This window comes from Streptomyces sp. NPDC005151, from assembly GCF_053599875.1.
In genome coordinates, this window is the sequence record NZ_JBSFYR010000046.1 from 41821 (window position 1) to 58316 (window position 16496).

Annotated in this window: 17 protein-coding genes and 4 pseudogenes; 9 read left to right on the forward strand and 12 right to left on the reverse strand. The window is 69.5% G+C overall.

The features are described from left to right. Positions 1-93: 93 nt before the first annotated feature. Genes ACWD6R_RS23540 through ACWD6R_RS23550 form a run of 3 tightly spaced genes read left to right on the forward strand, consistent with a single transcriptional unit; the run spans position 94 to position 3093 of the window. Positions 94-1368 carry a magnesium transporter MgtE N-terminal domain-containing protein gene (locus ACWD6R_RS23540; protein WP_451820500.1) on the forward strand — a complete coding sequence of 425 codons (1275 nt, stop codon included), beginning with the start codon at positions 94-96 and terminating at the stop codon, positions 1366-1368. Beyond that, on the forward strand, positions 1358-1915 hold the full coding sequence (locus ACWD6R_RS23545; RefSeq protein ID WP_451820501.1) for a DUF1003 domain-containing protein: 558 nt from the start codon (positions 1358-1360) through the stop codon (positions 1913-1915). Before ACWD6R_RS23540 ends, ACWD6R_RS23545 begins: the two co-directional genes overlap by 11 nt. A gap of 44 nt (positions 1916-1959) precedes the next feature. Then, positions 1960-3093 carry an Mrp/NBP35 family ATP-binding protein gene (locus ACWD6R_RS23550; RefSeq protein ID WP_451820502.1) on the forward strand — a complete coding sequence of 378 codons (1134 nt, stop codon included), beginning with the start codon at positions 1960-1962 and terminating at the stop codon, positions 3091-3093. Positions 3094-3221: 128 nt separating this feature from the next. Here ACWD6R_RS23550 and ACWD6R_RS23555 read toward each other — a convergent pair whose 3' ends face one another. The 5 genes from ACWD6R_RS23555 to sigE all read right to left on the reverse strand — a co-directional run bounded on the left by ACWD6R_RS23555 (position 3222) and on the right by sigE (position 8174). After that, positions 3222-3881 carry a hypothetical protein gene (locus tag ACWD6R_RS23555; protein ID WP_451820503.1) on the reverse strand — a complete coding sequence of 220 codons (660 nt, stop codon included), beginning with the start codon at positions 3879-3881 and terminating at the stop codon, positions 3222-3224. A 119-nt stretch (positions 3882-4000) separates the two neighbouring features. Continuing rightward, complete coding sequence (locus tag ACWD6R_RS23560) at positions 4001-4465, reverse strand: sec-independent translocase (protein WP_451820504.1); 465 nt, start codon at positions 4463-4465, stop codon at positions 4001-4003. Between the two features lie 99 nt (positions 4466-4564). Continuing rightward, positions 4565-6310, reverse strand: a complete 1746-nt coding sequence (locus tag ACWD6R_RS23565; RefSeq protein WP_451820505.1) for a trypsin-like peptidase domain-containing protein — start codon at positions 6308-6310, stop codon at positions 4565-4567. Positions 6311-6420: 110 nt separating this feature from the next. Next, a complete protein-coding gene (locus tag ACWD6R_RS23570) occupies positions 6421-7416 on the reverse strand; it encodes a zf-HC2 domain-containing protein (protein WP_451820506.1) in 996 nt (331 codons plus the stop codon). Then, complete coding sequence (sigE, locus tag ACWD6R_RS23575) at positions 7413-8174, reverse strand: RNA polymerase sigma factor SigE (RefSeq protein WP_451820507.1); 762 nt, start codon at positions 8172-8174, stop codon at positions 7413-7415. Before sigE ends, ACWD6R_RS23570 begins: the two co-directional genes overlap by 4 nt. A gap of 181 nt (positions 8175-8355) precedes the next feature. Here sigE and ACWD6R_RS23580 point away from each other — a divergent pair, with 181 nt between their 5' ends. Continuing rightward, positions 8356-9021, forward strand: coding sequence for an O-methyltransferase (locus ACWD6R_RS23580; RefSeq protein ID WP_451820508.1), 666 nt, complete (start codon positions 8356-8358; stop codon positions 9019-9021). Positions 9022-9395: 374 nt separating this feature from the next. Here the strand turns inward: ACWD6R_RS23580 and ACWD6R_RS23585 are convergent, their stop codons facing one another. Then, a complete protein-coding gene (locus tag ACWD6R_RS23585) occupies positions 9396-9563 on the reverse strand; it encodes a DUF3117 domain-containing protein (protein WP_003966491.1) in 168 nt (55 codons plus the stop codon). Between the two features lie 312 nt (positions 9564-9875). On the opposite strand from ACWD6R_RS23585, the gene chcB reads away from it, so the two are divergent. Beyond that, positions 9876-10691, forward strand: a complete 816-nt coding sequence (chcB, locus tag ACWD6R_RS23590) for a 2-cyclohexenylcarbonyl CoA isomerase (protein ID WP_451820509.1) — start codon at positions 9876-9878, stop codon at positions 10689-10691. 92 nt (positions 10692-10783) lie between these two features. Here the strand turns inward: chcB and ACWD6R_RS23595 are convergent, their stop codons facing one another. Together ACWD6R_RS23595 and ACWD6R_RS23600 are read right to left on the reverse strand one after the other, a co-directional pair. After that, positions 10784-11371, reverse strand: coding sequence for a DNA-3-methyladenine glycosylase I (locus tag ACWD6R_RS23595; RefSeq protein WP_451820510.1), 588 nt, complete (start codon positions 11369-11371; stop codon positions 10784-10786). 128 nt (positions 11372-11499) lie between these two features. Further along, a pseudogene (locus ACWD6R_RS23600) lies at positions 11500-11895 on the reverse strand (hypothetical protein); the annotation flags it as partial. 103 nt (positions 11896-11998) lie between these two features. On the opposite strand from ACWD6R_RS23600, the gene folP reads away from it, so the two are divergent. Continuing rightward, positions 11999-12871: a dihydropteroate synthase gene (folP, locus tag ACWD6R_RS23605; protein WP_406421876.1), complete on the forward strand. Its 873-nt coding sequence runs from the start codon at positions 11999-12001 to the stop codon at positions 12869-12871. A gap of 303 nt (positions 12872-13174) precedes the next feature. On the opposite strand, the pseudogene ACWD6R_RS23610 reads toward folP, so the two are convergent. Both ACWD6R_RS23610 and ACWD6R_RS23615 read right to left on the reverse strand, forming a co-directional pair. Further along, positions 13175-13438: pseudogene (locus ACWD6R_RS23610) on the reverse strand (LOG family protein); the annotation flags it as partial. Between the two features lie 10 nt (positions 13439-13448). Then, positions 13449-13724 carry a hypothetical protein gene (locus ACWD6R_RS23615; RefSeq protein WP_451820511.1) on the reverse strand — a complete coding sequence of 92 codons (276 nt, stop codon included), beginning with the start codon at positions 13722-13724 and terminating at the stop codon, positions 13449-13451. Between the two features lie 229 nt (positions 13725-13953). Between ACWD6R_RS23615 and ACWD6R_RS23620 the strand changes: the two are divergent. After that, positions 13954-14520, forward strand: a pseudogene (locus ACWD6R_RS23620) (HNH endonuclease); the annotation flags it as partial. A gap of 271 nt (positions 14521-14791) precedes the next feature. Then, positions 14792-15163 carry a hypothetical protein gene (locus ACWD6R_RS23625; RefSeq protein WP_451820512.1) on the forward strand — a complete coding sequence of 124 codons (372 nt, stop codon included), beginning with the start codon at positions 14792-14794 and terminating at the stop codon, positions 15161-15163. On the opposite strand, the gene ACWD6R_RS23630 is transcribed toward ACWD6R_RS23625, so the two are convergent. Beyond that, positions 15067-15840: an LOG family protein gene (locus ACWD6R_RS23630; RefSeq protein WP_451820513.1), complete on the reverse strand. Its 774-nt coding sequence runs from the start codon at positions 15838-15840 to the stop codon at positions 15067-15069. The two genes, ACWD6R_RS23625 and ACWD6R_RS23630, sit on opposite strands and share 97 nt — an antisense overlap. Positions 15841-16000: 160 nt before the next feature. On the opposite strand from ACWD6R_RS23630, the gene ACWD6R_RS23635 reads away from it, so the two are divergent. Then, on the forward strand, positions 16001-16225 hold the full coding sequence (locus ACWD6R_RS23635; protein ID WP_451820515.1) for a hypothetical protein: 225 nt from the start codon (positions 16001-16003) through the stop codon (positions 16223-16225). Here ACWD6R_RS23635 and ACWD6R_RS23640 read toward each other — a convergent pair. Next, positions 16138-16317, reverse strand: a pseudogene (locus ACWD6R_RS23640) (TIGR00730 family Rossman fold protein); the annotation flags it as partial. The gene ACWD6R_RS23635 and the pseudogene ACWD6R_RS23640 sit on opposite strands and share 88 nt — an antisense overlap. Positions 16318-16496 lie beyond the last annotated feature (179 nt).

A 16496-nucleotide genomic window follows, 5' to 3' on the forward strand; every position in this document is an offset into this window, starting at 1 on the left:
GAGCGGTACGGGCTAGCCTGATCACGTCATAACAGTGCAATTCATCCCTGAACGGACCGGCCCCTCTCCACGGGACGGAAGGAGGCGCAGAGCATGGCGGCAGGTGCCCCCCGGATCTTCGTCTCGCACCTCTCCGGTGTGCCGGTCTTCGACCCCAACGGGGACCAGGTGGGCCGGGTCCGCGATCTGGTCGCGATGCTGCGGGTCGGCGGCCGTGCGCCCCGGCTGCTCGGTCTGGTCGTCGAGGTGCTCAGCCGCCGCCGGATCTTCCTCCCCATGACCCGGGTGACGGGGATCGAGTCCGGTCAGGTCATCACCACCGGCGTCGTCAACATGCGGCGCTTCGAGCAGCGGCCCACCGAACGCCTCGTGCTCGGCGAGTTCCTCGACCGGCGGGTCCGCCTCGTGGAGACCGGCGAGGAGGTCACCGTCCTCGATGTCTCCGTGTCGCAGCTCCCGGCCCGCCGCGACTGGGAGATCGACAAGTACTTCGTACGCAAGGGAAAGGGCGGGGCGCTGCGGCGCAAGGGCGAGACCCTGACGGTCGAGTGGTCGGCGGTCAGCGGTTTCTCGCTGCAGGAGGACGGGCAGGGCGCCGAGTCCCTGGTCGCCACGTTCGAGCAGCTGCGGCCGACCGACGTCGCCAACGCTCTGCACCATCTGTCGCCGAAGCGACGGGCCGAGGTCGCGGCCGCGCTCGACGACGACCGGCTCGCCGACGTCCTGGAGGAACTGCCCGAGGACGACCAGGTGGAGATCATCGGCAAGCTCCAGGAGGAGCGCGCCGCCGACGTCCTGGAGGCCATGGACCCGGACGACGCCGCCGACCTGCTGTCCGGGCTCCCCGAGGCGGACAAGGAGCGGCTGCTGACCCTGATGCGGCCGGACGAAGCGGCGGATGTGCGGCGCCTCATGTCGTACGAGGAACGGACTGCGGGCGGTCTGATGACGACCGAGCCGATCATTCTGCGGCCGGACGCAACCGTCGCCGACGCGCTCGCGCGGGTCCGGCAGGCGGACCTGTCCCCGGCGCTCGCCGCCCAGGTGTACGTGTGCCGCTCCCCCGACGAGACACCGACCGGCAAGTACCTGGGCACCGTGCACTTCCAGCGGCTGCTGCGCGATCCGCCGTACGCCCTGGTCAGCTCGATCGTCGACAGCGATCTCATCCCCCTCACACCGGACACTCCGTTGCCGGCCGTGACGAGCTATCTGGCCGCGTACAACCTGGTCTCCGTGCCGGTCGTGGACGAGAGCGGATCACTGCTCGGCGCGGTGACCGTCGACGACGTCCTCGACCACCTGCTGCCCGAGGACTGGCGGGAGACCGACTTCCACGGTGGGGAGGAGGTCGCCCGTGGCCGGTGAGGACCGCTCGAAGGGGGCGCCGGCGGGTGCCTCGGGCATTGCACGCTCGCCCCGTTCCCGGCTGGACCAGCCGAAGGCCCCGCGGCGGCGGCTGCTGCCCGATTTCGACCCCGAGACATTCGGCCGACTCTCCGAGCGCATCGCCCGATTCCTGGGCACCTGGCGCTTCATCGCCTGGATGACACTGGTCATCATCACCTGGCTGGTGTGGAACGTCTCCGCGCCCGCGGCGTGGCGGTTCGACGGGTACCCGTTCATCTTCCTGACGCTGATGCTGTCGCTCCAGGCCTCGTACGCGGCCCCGCTGATCCTGCTCGCGCAGAACCGGCAGGCCGACCGCGACCGGGTCACCTACGAGCAGGACCGCAAGCAGAACGAGCGCTCCATCGCGGACACCGAGTACCTCACGCGGGAGATCGCGTCGCTGCGAATGGGTCTCGGCGAGGTCGCCACCCGCGACTGGATCCGCTCCGAACTGGAGGATCTCGTGAACGACCTGGACGACCGGCGCGTCCTGTTCCCGGCCGAGAGTGACGAAGACCGCTGACAGGGCTACTCGCGCGTAGCGACAGGCGCCGTAACATCGTCGGTATGGCTACCGAAGACGCGGTGCGCGAAGCACTGGCGACAGTGAACGACCCGGAGATCCACCGACCGATCACCGAACTCGGCATGGTCAAGTCGGTCGAGATCGCAGCTGACGGTGCGGTCGCTGTCACGGTGTATCTCACTGTCTCCGGCTGCCCGATGCGCGAGACCATCACCAAGAACGTGACCGATGCGGTGGCGAAGGTCGAAGGCGTCACACGGGTCGATGTCACGCTCGACGTGATGAGCGACGAACAGCGCAAGGAGCTCACGTCGTCGCTGCGCGGCGGTACGGCTGAGCGCGAGGTGCCGTTCGCCAAGCCCGGCTCGCTGACCCGGGTGTACGCGGTGGCGTCCGGCAAGGGCGGCGTGGGCAAGTCGTCGGTGACAGTGAACCTGGCAGCGGCGATGGCGGCCGACGGCCTCAAGGTCGGCGTCGTGGACGCGGACATCTACGGGCACAGCGTGCCGCGGATGCTCGGCGCGGACGGCAAGCCGACCCAGGTCGAGAACATGATCATGCCGCCGTCGGCGCACGGCGTGAAGGTCATCTCCATCGGCATGTTCACCCCGGGCAACACCCCGGTGGTGTGGCGCGGGCCGATGCTGCACCGCGCACTGCAGCAGTTCCTCGCGGATGTGTACTGGGGCGACCTGGACGTCCTGCTGCTCGACCTGCCGCCGGGCACCGGTGACATCGCGATCTCCGTGGCCCAGCTCGTGCCGAACGCCGAGATCCTCGTCGTCACGACCCCGCAGCAGGCCGCGGCCGAAGTGGCCGAGCGGGCCGGCTCGATCGCCGTACAGACCCACCAGAAGATCGTCGGCGTCGTCGAGAACATGTCGGGTATGCCGTGCCCGCACTGTGACGAGATGGTCGACGTGTTCGGCACCGGTGGCGGCCGGAAGGTCGCCGAGGGCCTGACGAAGACGGTCGGCGCGGAGGTCCCGGTGCTCGGCTCCATCCCGATCGACGTACGGCTGCGCGAGGGCGGCGACGAGGGCAAGCCGGTGGTCCTCTCGGACCCGGACTCCCCGGCCGGCAAGGCCCTGCGCACGATCGCCGACCGGCTCGGTGGCCGCCAGCGCGGTCTGTCGGGCATGTCGCTGGGCATCACCCCCCGCAACAAGTTCTGAATCGTGGCCCCCTGATGGGGCCGCAACAAACCGCCGGGTAGGGCCGATCGGCCCCGCCCGGCGGTTTGTTGCGCCCGTCCGGCGATTGAGCACGAAGCGGCAACCGGGCGTCCCGGTCACCACTCCCGCTACGCGTACGTCGTGATGTCCTCCACGACGGAGAACCCCAGCCCGTACGCGCTCATCCCCCGCCCGTACGCCCCGATGTGCACCCCGCCCGGGGCCGATCCCGCCAGCACCCACCCGAACTCGGACTCCCGGTAGTGGAACGGCACCGGAACACCGTCCACCGGCAGGGACAGCACCGACCACGCGGGCCCGTCCAGATCGTCGGCGAGTTCGAACGCCGTCTCCGTCTGCTGGTCCAGCCAGTCGTCGCGCAGCGTGTGGTCCAGCTGCGAGGGCCACGTGTACGCCAGCAGACCCGAGCCCGCCAGCCACGCCGCCGACGACACCGTGGTCGCCTCCAGCACCCCCGTACCGTCGCCACTGCGCCGTACCGGACTGCTCGCCACCGTCACCACGACCGCGAACCGCTGCTTCTCGCCGCCGGAGTCACCCCGTACCACAGGCTCCTCACCGTGCCCGGTCGAACCGTGCTGCACCGTGCCGTCCGCCGCCGTGCCGACCTGCATCAGCCAGCGCGGCCCGGTGAAGGCCTCGTCCAGTCCGTACCAGGGGAACGACGCCTGCAGATAGCCGTCGACCGTACGCCGGGTCGCCGGCACCCCCTCTGCGGTGACTGTGCTGGGCGCACCTTCCGCGCCTGCCCGACTCGTCGTCTCCATCTGCCCGGCCGCCTCCTCGATCCCTAGGGGTCCGCAGCGGCCCGCCCCCCTCGGGCGTCCTCGCAACCGGACAGATGGAGAATAGCGATACCGTCCGGACGAGTCGGGATTGACCGGCGTCAGGTGGCGTCTGCGTCGAAGGGCGGACGATCGTCCTTCGCGGGCTGCTCGCGCTTCTTGAGCAGGTCGGGGGCGCCCGGGGAGCCGTTCGCCGCAGTGATCGCCGCGCCGCCCGCGGAGTCCTTGGACGCGCTCTCGCGACCATTGACCGCGTCGGTGACCTCGGCCATCTCCTTACGGAGGTCGAAGCTCTCGCGGATCTCCTTCAGCCCGAGATCGTCGTTTCCGTCCATGAGCTGCTTGCGGACGAACGTCTTCGGGTTGAGGTCCTCGAACTCGAAGTCCTTGAACTCCGGGCCGAGCTCCGTACGGATGTCTTCCTTGGCGCTCTCGGAGAACTCACGGATCTTGCGGATGAAGCGTGAGGCGTCCTGGATGACCTTGGGCAGCTTGTCCGGGCCGAAGATCAGCACACCGATGATCACGAGCGTCACCAGCTCTAGTGCGCCTATGTCATTGAACACCTTGTTGCTCCTCGTGTTCCCCGAGCCCAGGTCGGATGAGGTCCGGACCCGGCCCACGGTACCCGGCCGAACTGTCCGGACGGTAGCGTCCCGTGGCCGTCAGGTGCCGGTTGCCGACCCCAGGGCCAAAGTCATGGACAGGTCTTTACCACCGCGGGTCAGACCGAGGTCCAGGCGGTCACCCGGACGGTGCGCGCGGATCTTCACGATCAGCTCCTCGCCGCTGTGCACCCGCTGCCCGTCCACCTCGGTGATGATGTCGCCCGGCTTGATGCCGGCCTTCGCGCCGGGACCGCCGGGTGTCACCGCGGGCTTGCCCGCGGCGCCCTTCGCACCGACCTTGGCGCCGTCACCGGTGTACTTCATGTCCAAGGTCACACCGATCACCGGATGCGTGGCTCTACCGGTGTTGATCAGCTCCTCGGCGACCCGCTTGCCCTGGTTGATCGGGATGGCGAAGCCGAGGCCGATGGAACCGGCCTGGCCGCCCTCGGTCGACGAACTGTTGTCGGCGGCGCGGATGGCGCTGTTGATGCCTATGACATGGGCGTGGGTGTCGACGAGCGGGCCCCCGGAGTTGCCCGGGTTGATCGGGGCGTCGGTCTGCAGCGCGTCGACGTAGCTGATGTCGCTGCCGTCGCCCTTCTCGCCACCCGCGGTGATCGGCCGGTCCTTGGCGCTGATGATGCCGGAGGTGACGGTGTTGGACAGGTCGAAGGGGGCGCCGATGGCCACCACCGGGTCGCCGACCTGCACATTGTCGGAATTGCCCAGCGGCAGTGGCTTGAGTCCGGAGACGCCGGTGACCTTGACCACAGCCAGGTCGTAGCCGCTGTCCTTGCCGACGACCTCGGCGCGCGCGGTCTCGCCGCCGCTGAACGTCACCGTGATGGAACCGGAGGAGCCGGCCGGGGCGACGACATGGTTGTTGGTGAGGATGTGGCCCGACTTGTCGAGGACGAAGCCGGTGCCGGTGCCGGATTCGGTGGTGCCGCTGACATGGAGGGTGACCACGCTGGGCAGGGCGCTGGCGGCGATGCCCGCGACGCTGTCGGGGGCGCGGCCGCCGCTGTTCCTCGCGGCCTGCGGAAGCTCGACCGTGGTCAGACCGCCGTTGCGCTCGACGTAGGCACCGATGCCGCCGCCGATGCCGCCCGCCACCAGGGCGAGCAGCAGCGCGCCGACGAGCAGGGAGCCGCGTCGGCTCTTCCTGCGCCCGCCGTCCGACCCGAGCGGGGGGCCGGGGTGGGTCAGCGGCTGCCGGGGCGCACCCCAGGGGTCGTACTGCAACCACTGCGAGGACTGTGGCGGCTGGGGCGGGGGTGTGAAGGCCGGGGCAGGGGCCGGGAGGAGCGCGGGGGCCGTGGGCATGCCTGCGCCGTTCGTGCCGGTGCCTGCGTGGGGCGGCGGTACGGGAGTGCCGTGCGCAGGTGTCGGGACCGGCCGCTGTACGGGTGGTGCGGGCGCCCAGGGGCCGGGGCCGCCGTACGGCGGGGTGCTGTACTGATCGGGCTCGTGCAACGGCTTCACCGCAGGCACCGGCGCTTGGACCGTCGCTGCGGGTGCATGCACCCCGGGCTCGGGCGTCACCGGCGCGGGTGCCACCAGCGGTGCTGGCGCCATGGGCTCGGGCGGTACGGGCTGGGCGGGGAGTACGGGCGCCGGACTCACGTCTGCGACGACCGTGGTGTCCGGGTCACCGGCCGGTGTGCACACGGGTCGCACGTCCTCCGCCGGTGCCCCCGCCGGGGCGGGAGCCTCCTGCGGCGCTGATGCGGTGGCGCGCCCCGCCGTGGGGCGGCTCCACCACTTCGCCTTCGGCCCGGTGGGCTTCCCGTCGTCCATGCTCTCCCCGCAACCGCCGCAACTGGCCTCTGCACGCGCCCGAAAGGACGTCCCTCCCGGAATTCCTCCGGGGATTCAACCAGGTTTACGAATCGCTGCGCAGATCCCCGTCAGCGCCGGGCGGAAAGCGGCAGACGGCGATCGGCGGAGGAGGGCAGGACGGCCGCAGACGTGGGTGTCCAGGACGCGGTCGGCGAGGGCGTGGGGGAAACGGGGTTCAGGCCGCTTCCGAGCGCGTGCGTGAACAGCGGGCTGGTGGCGGTCGGACGTATCAGGGGGGACGCGGACACATCCGTCAGTACCGCCGCGGCGAAGGGGTTGGCCGTGAGCCGGCCGGTGCCGAACAGGGCGGGGACGGGTGCCGCGGTATTCGGCGGCTGGGCCGGGGGACCGGTCATGGAATCACCGCCGGGCACGCCGGACGTGCCGAGGCTGCTGCCACCGCGACGGCTGGTCACGCTGCCGCTCTCGGCCCGCGCGGCGGCATCGAGCGGGGTCACGTTGTTTCCGGCGCCCTCGGCGCGGGTCGCGGCGTCGGGACCTGCTCCTGTCGGCAGGGCGCCACTCAGCGCGATGGCCGCCAGCGAGACGGCGCTGGCCGCCGCGAAGGCGAACCTGCGGCCGAGCCACGGCGACCGGTCCCCCTCCCGGCCCACCTCATGGATCCGGAACGCCGAACGCGATCCGTCGACCGGAAGCACGGCCGTCGAGCCGTGCGGCGTCCCGAGGTAGCCGAAACGGTCCAGCGACGACTTCCCCGAAGGCGAATCGGTGCGGCTGCCGGGGGGCTGCATCACCGGGAAAAGTCCGTCGGCGAACCGCCCGGAGCCGCCGAATGGTCTTCCTTGACGGTCGTCGTCACCGCCCGGTCCCCCGGGAAGGCCCTGCAGCCGGGCGAGGAACCCCTCGGACGGCGACGGCGGGGCGGACTGTGCGAAGACACTCTTCAGCCGCCGCTGGGCGGCAGCCTCGGCCTTGCACTTCGCGCAGGTCGCGAGATGGGCGAGCACCCGCTCGCGGGCGTCATGTTTGAGCTCACCGTCGACAAGCGCGGCGAGGCGGTCCCCCAGGTGCTGTTCCGCCGGGGTCGGACCTGTGCCACTCACGCCGGCCCGCCCTCCCCTGCCACCACGGCTCCCGCCAGCGAGCGCTGCTCGGCGCGGGCCTCGGGAGAGCGGTGCTGCAGAGCCTTGCGCAGGTGCGAGCGGCCGCGGTGAATACGGCTGCGCACGGTACCGAGCTTCACGCCGAGGGTCGCGGCGATCTCCTCGTACGAAAGTCCCTCGATGTCGCAGAGCACGACCGCGGCACGGAATTCGGGCGCAAGGGTGTCCAGCGCCTGCTGTACGTCCGCGTCGAAGTGGGTGTCGTTGAAGGCCTGCTGCGGGGACGGCTCACGGCTCGGCAGCCGCTCGGCGGCGTCGTCACCGAGGGAGTCGAAACGGATCCGCTGCTTACGACGGACCATGTCCAGGAACAGGTTGGTCGTGATGCGGTGCAGCCAGCCCTCGAAGGTGCCGGGTGTGTAGGTCGACAGCGAACGGAACACCCGGACGAAGACCTCCTGAGTGAGGTCCTCGGCATCGTGCTGGTTTCCCGTCAGACGGTAGGCAAGGCGGTAGACACGACCGCTGTGCGTGCTGACGATCTCTTCCCATGAGGGCGGCGTCCACGCCTGGGAGTCCGCATCTGAGGCGAAGGTCGCGGTCGGTGCGGAGTCGTTGGAAGAACGGTCAGCAATGTTGGTCACGGATTTCGGCTCACCCGCCGACCTGAGAAAGCGCCGCAGCACTCGTCCCCGATCCACAGGCGCAGCCGCACCTCCCCTGTCGGCTCTGGTGGTGTCCAGTGGAGCCCCTACCATAGCCACCTCGCCCGTTAGCTCCGGATAAACCTTTTTTCTGCTGCGTCCGGGATCATCCCCGGGAGCCGCCGGCCCATGATCCCGGGCCCGATCTGCGGGCCGGATCCATGAGCTTTCCCCTGTCCTTTCCTAACGCCCGGTCCCATCTGCGGGTTCCCGGGTGCAGCGGATACAGTCACCGTTGCGCCAACTACGGGGACAGGAGAGGGTCATTACCGCCAACCGGCAGACGAGCTGGGCGTTCGCCGACGCCTTTGTCGCCGAGGACGAAGCACTGCGCTGGGCCAGAGACCGGGCCCGGGAGGCAGGGCTCCGCTCGGTGTCACCGGGCACCGGCGCCGCGCTGCGCTTGCTCGCTGCCACGACCGACGCCAAGGCGGTGGCCGAAATCGGCACCGGAACCGGCGTGTCCGGCATCTATCTGCTGCACGGGATGCGGCCGGACGGGGTGCTGACCACGGTCGATCCGGAGCCGGAGCGGCAGCAGTTCGCCCGCGCGGCCTTCCGGGCTTCGGGGTTCGCGGCCAATCGGGCCCGTTTCATCCCCGGCCGCGCCCTCGACGTACTTCCGCGGCTCGCGGACGGCGGATACGACCTCGTGTTCTGCGACGGCGACCGGCTGGAGAGCCTGGACTGCCTCGCTGAATCGTTGCGCCTGCTGCGACCTGGCGGTCTGGTCTGCTTCGAGGGCGTCTTCGCGGACGGCCGTACGGTCGACTCCGCGGCGCAGCCGGCGGAGGTACTGCGACTGCGGGAGCTGTTGCGGGCGGTGCGGGAGAGCCAGGAGCTGATGGCTACGTTGTTGCCGGTGGGCGACGGGTTGCTCTGCGCCGTCCGGCGTGGGTGACCGTTCGTCGTTCCGTGCCCCTCGCCGGGCCGGCCGGGCGTCCTGGTGACGTGACCGGCAATGCCTGCCCCATGAGGAGCGTCGTCCGGTGCGTGCGACCGCAAGGCGGCCGGAAGTCCTCGAGTGAGGTCTCCCCTGCTCGAACGAAGGTGAGAGCTTGGGGAAGGAGCTACCAGGGCTTGTGGCCAACGCGGCGAGCGGGCGTGCCGGGCGGCGCGACGGGGCAGAGCTTGCCGGGAGGGGCACTGGGTCTCCCCCGACCTCCCCCACAGCCTCGAAGGACCGGGAACCCCTTCGACGGGCTTGTTCCGAATGCATCACTGCCCCGGCACGGACCCGTGCCGGGGCAGTGATGAAGTGTGGGCGCCTCTGCGTCAGCCGACGACCTTCTTGAGGGCGTCGCCGAGTGCATCGGCCTCGTCCGGAGTCAGCTCCACAACAAGCCGACCGCCGCCTTCGAGCGGAACGCGCATGACGATGCCCCGCCCCTCCTTTGTCACCTCGAGCGGGCCGTCGCCCGTCCGCGGCTTCATGGCCGCCATGCTCGTTCCCCTTCCTGAAACCAGCTCATAACAACCGGCGGCCCCATGACAGGCGCTGTCTCACCGGCATCGAACACATTGCTTCCAGGCCATTATCCCGCATCACAGACCCCCATGACCAACATCAGTCTGCATCGCTTGCGCAACGCGCTCTCGCAAAACCACCCAATTCGGCGATCCGACTGCGATACTCCGTCGCCTTCACCCCTCCATCGCAGCGCAATTGTTAGACGCAGGTCACATGTTCCCCCTCGGTGATGTCGGCCATGCTTGCCTGGACAGGCATTGCCCGAGGCGCAAAGGGGACATCACATGGCGGACCACGTGGCCGACACCGTGCTCTACGAAGTGACGGACGGACTCGCGACGATCACGATCAACCGTCCCGACGCGATGAACGCCATGAACACAGCCGCCAAGGTGGCCCTCCGTGACGCGCTGCAGTCGGCCGCGGCCGATACCGCTGTCCGGGCGGTTCTGCTCACGGCGGCCGGCTCGCGCGCCTTCTGCGTCGGCCAGGACCTCAAGGAACACGTCGCCACGCTGACCGCCACCCGCGAGTCGGGTTCCGGCAATGCGCTGAGCACCGTGCAGGAGCACTACAACCCCGTCGTGCGGGCGATCACCGAAATGGAGAAGCCGGTCGTCGCCGGGGTGAACGGGGTCGCCGCCGGTGCGGGCTTCGGCTTCGCGCTCGCCTGCGACTACCGGGTGGTCGCCGACAGCGCGTCGTTCAACACCTCATTCGCCGGGGTCGCCCTCACCACTGACTCAGGTGTCTCGTGGACGCTGCCCCGGCTGATCGGCCGGAGCCGCGCAGCCGACCTGCTGCTCTTCCCGCGTTCGATCTCGGCGCAGGACGCGTACGAGCTGGGCATCGTGAACAGACTGGTGCCCGCGGCCGATCTCGCCGCGGAGGCCCTGGCAGTGGCCCGCAAGCTGGCGGAGGGCCCGACGGTGGCGTACGCCGCGCTCAAGGCGTCGCTGGCCTACGGCACCGGCCACACGCTGAGCGAGACGCTGGAGAAGGAGGACGAACTCCAGACGAAGGCGGGCGCCTCGGAGGACCACACCATCGCGGTGCAGGCGTTCCTGGACAAGGCGAAGCCGAAGTATCTGGGCCGATAGGGCCTCGCAGGGGTCGGTCCGGGCCAGGGGGCGTGGACGGTTGCTCACCGGTGGGTGGCTTCCTCCACGGCACCGCCGACCCCGCTGCGCGGCTACGCCCCCGTGCCGCGGGCCACACAGTCGGCCAGGTGGTCGTCGACCAGGCCGCACGCCTGCATCAGGGCGTAGGCCGTGGTGGGGCCGATGAAGCGCAGGCCGCGCTTCTTGAGGTCCTTGGCGAGCGCGGTGGACTCCGGTGTGACCGCCGGGACGTCGCCGAGGGTGCGCGGGGCGGGCCGGGTGGCCGGGTCCGGGGCGTACGACCAGATCCGTTCGTCCAGCTCGCCGTCCGGCCATGCGGCCAGCACCTTGGCGTTGGCGAGCGTCGCCTCGATCTTCGCGCGGTTGCGGATGATCCCGGCGTCGGCAAGGAGGCGTTCCTTGTCGGCGTCGGTGAACTCCGCCACCGCACGGATCTTGAACCCGGCGAAGGCGCTGCGGAAACCTTCCCGGCGGCGCAGGATCGTCAGCCAGGACAGCCCGGACTGGAACGCCTCCAGGCAGAGTCGCTCGAACAGGGCGTCGTCGCCGTGGACGGGGCGGCCCCATTCCGTGTCGTGGTAGGCGAGGTAGTCATCGGTGGACAGTCCCCACGGACAGCGCAGCCGGCCGTCCGCCCCCGCTTCGGCGCCGCCGCTCATCGCCGCGGCTCCTCGCCGGACCGGGGCCCGGACTCCGGACCGGATGGCAGCTCCTGCTGGGATCCGGACCGGGGTCCGTACTGGGGGCCGGACGGGGGCCAGGAACGCGGCTCCGGCTGCCGGTCGGGCTGCTGCCCGGGCTGCGGCGCCGACCGGGGTGCCTGCTCGGGCCGCGGCCGGTCCTGCGGCTCCTTGAGGAGCCCGACACCGCCCACCGCCGTCGCCTGCGCTCCGGCGAGCGCCGACTCCAGCTCGGCGATCCGCGCGTCCCGCTCGGCGAGCTCGGCGCCCAGCCGGCCGAGCGCGTCGTCGACGTCGGCCATCCGGTATCCGCGTGCCGTCACCGGCAGCCGCAGCGCCTCGACGTCCGCGCGGCCGACCGGACGGGTCGCGGGCAGCGGGTCGGTCAGCTGCTCGGGCGCCACGTCCTGCAGGACGGCACTCTTCCCTCCGCCGACCACCGCGAGGGTGACCGCGGCCACGACCACGACCATCGCCAGCAGCAAGAACCAGAACACACGCATCTCCCCTGGGGCGGAAACCTGTCCGGCTCCGATCGTGCCATGCGGTACTGACAGTTAGGGTCGCAGGCGGCGGCGGGGGATCTATCCAGAGGAGAAACACAGGATGCGAAGCGGTGCGCTCAGGCTGGGGCAGCGCGAATTCGGGGCGCACGAGCCAGTGATCATGGCGATCGTGAACCGTACTCCGGACTCCTTCTACGACCAGGGCGCGACCTTCCGCGACGAGCCCGCGCTCGCCCGGGTCGAGCAGGCTGTCGCCGACGGCGCCGCGATCATCGACATCGGCGGAGTGAAGGCCGGTCCCGGCGAGGAGGTGACCGCCGCGGAGGAGGCCCGCCGCACCGTCGGGTTCGTCGCCGAGGTGCGGCGGCGTCACCCCGATGTGGTGATCAGCGTCGACACCTGGCGCCACGAGGTCGGTGAGGCGGTCTGCGAGGCCGGTGCCGATGTGCTGAACGACGCGTGGGGCGGCGTCGACCCGAAGCTCGCGGAGGTGGCCGCGCGGTACGGAGCGGGGCTGGTGTGTACGCACGCGGGCGGAGCCGAACCGCGGACCCGGCCGCACCGGATCGCGTACGACGACGTGATGGCGGACATCCTGCGGGTGACGGTGGGGCTGGCCGAGCGGGCCGTGGAGCTCGGGGTCAGGCCGGACGGCATCATGATCGACCCCGGTCATGACTTCGGGAAGAACACCCGGCACTCACTGGAGGCGACGCGTCGCCTCGGTGAGATGGCGGAGACCGGCTGGCCCGTCCTCGTATCGCTGTCCAACAAGGACTTCGTCGGGGAGACGCTCGACCGGCCCGTGAAGGAACGGGTGATCGGGACACTGGCGACGACCGCGGTCTCGGCGTGGCTGGGCGCGCAGGTCTACCGGGTGCACGAGGTGGCGGAGACGCGACAGGTGCTGGACATGGTGGCGTCGATCGCGGGGCACCGGGCGCCGGCGGTGGCCCGGCGCGGGCTGGCGTAGCGGCGGTGAGGCAGCGGGCGGGCGCGAGCCGGGCCGGGGCGGCGGGGCCGCTGCGCGAGACGTGTCCCCTGCCTGCCCCTTCCCGAACCTGGGCGCTGCCCCGGATCCCGCTCCTCAGTCGCCGGAAGGGCTTACGGCCTCCCCCACGATGGGGAGTGGATCAGCGAGTGGCGTCATGCGGCTTCGATGGCACGGCGGAGGACGGAGTCGACGCGGAGCGTCGGTGACTGACGACAATGCCGCAAGCGGAGTCGCAGGGCGTCGGGAGCCCACTCCCTGTCGTGGGGGAGGCCGTTACCGTGGTCAGCGGCCGACTTCCTTCGTGACCAGGTCGACCGCCTCGTGCACGTCGTCCGTGACGTGGAACAGCAGCAGGTCCCTCTCGGACGCCTTCCCCTGCGCCACCACCGTGTTCCGCAGCCAGTCCACCAGGCCGCCCCAGTACGCGGTGCCGAAGAGCACGATCGGGAAGCGGGTCACCTTCCCCGTCTGGACGAGGGTGAGCGCCTCGAAGAGCTCGTCGAGTGTGCCGAGGCCGCCGGGCAGGACGACGAAGCCCTGCGCGTACAACGAGTATTTAGATCAGGCCGCTGACCCGCGGGTTTGCCTCTTCGAGCCGTTCGTCCAGGTCCAGGAGGAGCCGCAGCCCCTTCGCCCGGGGGTCCTCGTCCCCGTCGAGCTTGGCCGCCAGGTAGTCGAGCTGACCGGGCGTCAGGGTGATCGTCTGAGACCCCGAGGGAAGCATCCGCTCGTGCATCTTGGCCGTCATCTGGTAGCGCAGCAAATCGTCTGCCGACGGGTGGTCGGCGATGGGTCGGGCGCTTTGTTTTGGTACGGCTCTCAGGTGCGTCATTCTGCGTGATCGTAGCGTCACAGATGTGCAGGTTGCCACCCGAACAGTCGAGTTGCCCAGCCTCCCGACGTGGGGTCACCTAGCGTGCTGGGCATGGACGTTGACGAACAGTTGAGCGCCTTGCTGCACCTGGCGGGCGCCCCGGTTAGGGAGCCAAATCTGCTGGCCTTGGCGGAGCTGTACGCGGGCCTGCCGAGTCTGAATTGCCAGGGTAAATGCTGGTCCGCTTGTGGCGGAGAAATTCCCGCGAATCCAGTGGAATCGGCGCGAGCCCGAAAAGCCGGATTCGAGCTGGCCGGCAGGCCACCTGGAGCGTGCGCCGGACGGGCGCCCGGTGGCTACCGCATGCGGCGCTTTGGACACACAGACGCACCGGTGTCGGATTTACGCGGACCGTCCGATGATTTGCCGTCTGTGGGGCAGCTTCGAGTCCCTGGCGTGCCCGTGGGGGTGTGAGCCGGAGGGCGGGCGTCTGGACGATGTCGAGGCGCTGCGCCGGATGGCTGTACGAATGAGCCCCAACCGGCGGCCGTCCAGGCAGCAAAAAGGCTGGGAGCACCGGTTCTTCGACAAGGTCGACAAAGGCACCGAGCACGACGACTGCCACATATGGCTCGGCGCGAAGGACGACTCCGGCTACGGAAAGTTCCGCCTGCCGAACGGCCAGGTCAAGGGCACCCACATCATCGCCTGGGAACTCGCCAACGAACGCACCGTTCCTCCGGGATGGCACGTCGACCACCAGTGCCGCATCCGCTCCTTCTGCAACCCCGAGCATCTCGAACCCGTGCCGGCCACCGAAAACGTCGCCCGCGGCGAATCCTTCTCGGCCCGCAACGCCCGCAAGACGCACTGCCCCAAGGGCCACGAATACAGCGACGAAAACACGCGCTGGCATTCCGGGCGCCGCGAATGCGTCACCTGCATCCGAGCCCGCGAACGCCGCATCGCGAAACGCGCCGAGCAGGAAGAGCTAGAAGCCCAGGAAGAACACTGGTCGTCCACCTACTACTACGAACTCGACCTACTACTACGAACTCGACTGAAGGAGCACCATGCCGCTCGACATGACCGAATCCGAAGCCAACTCCGACGGCCTCAAGGTCCGCACCGCGTTCCTCATCGTCCAGCACGAGAACGGCGAATGGGAGGCCATCAGCGGCCTCTCCAAGGCCGTCACCCCCGAGCACCCCGCCAACGTGCTGGAAATGAAGTTCGGGGCGAGCGAAGTCGTCTCGGACATCGAGGCGTCCAAGCTCGCCGCCATCACCGCGCACCAGCTCATGGCGATGACGGCACAGATGCAGCAGGCTGCCCAGAATCCAGTCCCTCGCCGACAGCCTCAAACTGTAGCGGGACCGTACGGGCCGACCTCCTTGGAGACCATGGCAATGGCCTCGTCCACATCGTCCGTGACGTGGAACAGCAGCAGATCGTGATCGGACGCCTTGCCCTGGGCCACCACCGTCTTGCGCAGCCAGTCCACCATCCCGCCCCAGTACTCCGTACCGAACAGGACGATCGGGAAGCGGGTCACCTTGCCCGTCTGGACGAGGGTGAGCGCCTCGAAGAGCTCGTCGAGTGTGCCGAGGCCGCCGGGCAGGACGACGAAGCCGTGGCCGTACTTAACAAACATCATTTTTCTGACAAAGAAGTAGCGGAAGTTCAGCCCGAGGTTCACGTACTCGTTCAGGCCGGCCTCGAAGGGCAGCTCGATACCGAGGCCGACCGAGACGCCCTTCGCCTCCCAGGCCCCCTTGTTCGCTGCCTCCATCGCTCCGGGGCCGCCGCCGGTGATCACCGCGAAGCCCGCCTCGACCAGGGCCCGCCCGATCTGCACACCCGCCTCGTACGTCGGCGAGCCCACCGGCGTACGGGCCGAGCCGAAGACACTGATCGCACGCGGCAGCTCGGCCAGCGCGCCGAAGCCCTCAACGAACTCCGACTGGATGCGCATGACCCGCCAGGGATCGGTGTGCACCCACTCGGAGTCACCCTCGGTATCCAGCAGCCTCTGATCCGTAGTGCCCGGCTGGATCTGATCCTTGCGGCGCAGCACCGGTCCTAGCTGCTGTTCCTCCAGTGCCCGCAGGCCCTCGGAGTCGGGGTTGCTCATCGGCTGCTCCCTTCGCGTACCGGTCGTTCCGCTCAAGCGTAGATCTACGCGGGTTACACGCGAGGGACATCAGCATGTCCGCTGCGAAAGGCCCGGTCGGACTCTCGCATTAACCAGAAAAAAATCCTGCCTTCATACGCTTTTCGGACTTAACGGGCGCATGGAGCTGATCGTTGTGCTGGCCGCAGTCATGGTCGTCGAAGGGGTCCTCCGCATCCCCGACAACGAGGGCCACTACGACACCGGCTGGGGCCTCTATCAGGCCCTGGCAAAGAACTCCCGCCTGCACCTGCTCTCCCACCCCTCGACGAACTCCGACTGGATGCGCATCACCCGCCAGGGATCGGTGTGCACCCACTCGGAATCGCCCTCGGAATCCAGCTGATCGGTGGTGCCGGGCTGTACCTGTTCCCTGCGGCGCAGTACCGGACCGAGCCGCTGCTCCTCGGGGACGTGAACTTCTTCGGGGTTGCCCATGACCTGCCCCTCCGACGACGTGACGCCATGACGACGTGCTGTGTCTGTGTCTGTGTCTGTGTCTGTGTCAGGTCAGGGTAGATCCGTGACTCCTCCCCGTCGTGAATGAGGGGGCTTCTCGTTACGCCGGGTGGGCGTTTCGACGGACCAGCCCGGCCCGTAGAACGTTGGTTGCTCCC

Bases quoted from the DNA above. Each gene is read 5' to 3' on its own strand.
- ACWD6R_RS23540 (WP_451820500.1), top strand. From the start codon at position 94: ATGGCGGCAGGTGCCCCCCGGATCTTCGTCTCGCACCTCTCCGGTGTG.
- ACWD6R_RS23550 (WP_451820502.1), top strand. From the start codon at position 1,960: ATGGCTACCGAAGACGCGGTGCGCGAAGCACTGGCGACAGTGAACGAC.
- ACWD6R_RS23555 (WP_451820503.1), bottom strand. From the start codon at position 3,881: ATGGAGACGACGAGTCGGGCAGGCGCGGAAGGTGCGCCCAGCACAGTC.
- ACWD6R_RS23565 (WP_451820505.1), bottom strand. From the start codon at position 6,310: ATGGACGACGGGAAGCCCACCGGGCCGAAGGCGAAGTGGTGGAGCCGC.
- sigE (WP_451820507.1), bottom strand. From the start codon at position 8,174: ATGGTAGGGGCTCCACTGGACACCACCAGAGCCGACAGGGGAGGTGCG.
- ACWD6R_RS23585 (WP_003966491.1), bottom strand. From the start codon at position 9,563: ATGGCGGCCATGAAGCCGCGGACGGGCGACGGCCCGCTCGAGGTGACA.
- chcB (WP_451820509.1), top strand. From the start codon at position 9,876: ATGGCGGACCACGTGGCCGACACCGTGCTCTACGAAGTGACGGACGGA.
- ACWD6R_RS23595 (WP_451820510.1), bottom strand. From the start codon at position 11,371: ATGAGCGGCGGCGCCGAAGCGGGGGCGGACGGCCGGCTGCGCTGTCCG.
- folP (WP_406421876.1), top strand. From the start codon at position 11,999: ATGCGAAGCGGTGCGCTCAGGCTGGGGCAGCGCGAATTCGGGGCGCAC.
- ACWD6R_RS23615 (WP_451820511.1), bottom strand. From the start codon at position 13,724: ATGACGCACCTGAGAGCCGTACCAAAACAAAGCGCCCGACCCATCGCC.
- ACWD6R_RS23625 (WP_451820512.1), top strand. From the start codon at position 14,792: ATGACCGAATCCGAAGCCAACTCCGACGGCCTCAAGGTCCGCACCGCG.
- ACWD6R_RS23630 (WP_451820513.1), bottom strand. From the start codon at position 15,840: ATGAGCAACCCCGACTCCGAGGGCCTGCGGGCACTGGAGGAACAGCAG.
- ACWD6R_RS23635 (WP_451820515.1), top strand. From the start codon at position 16,001: ATGGAGCTGATCGTTGTGCTGGCCGCAGTCATGGTCGTCGAAGGGGTC.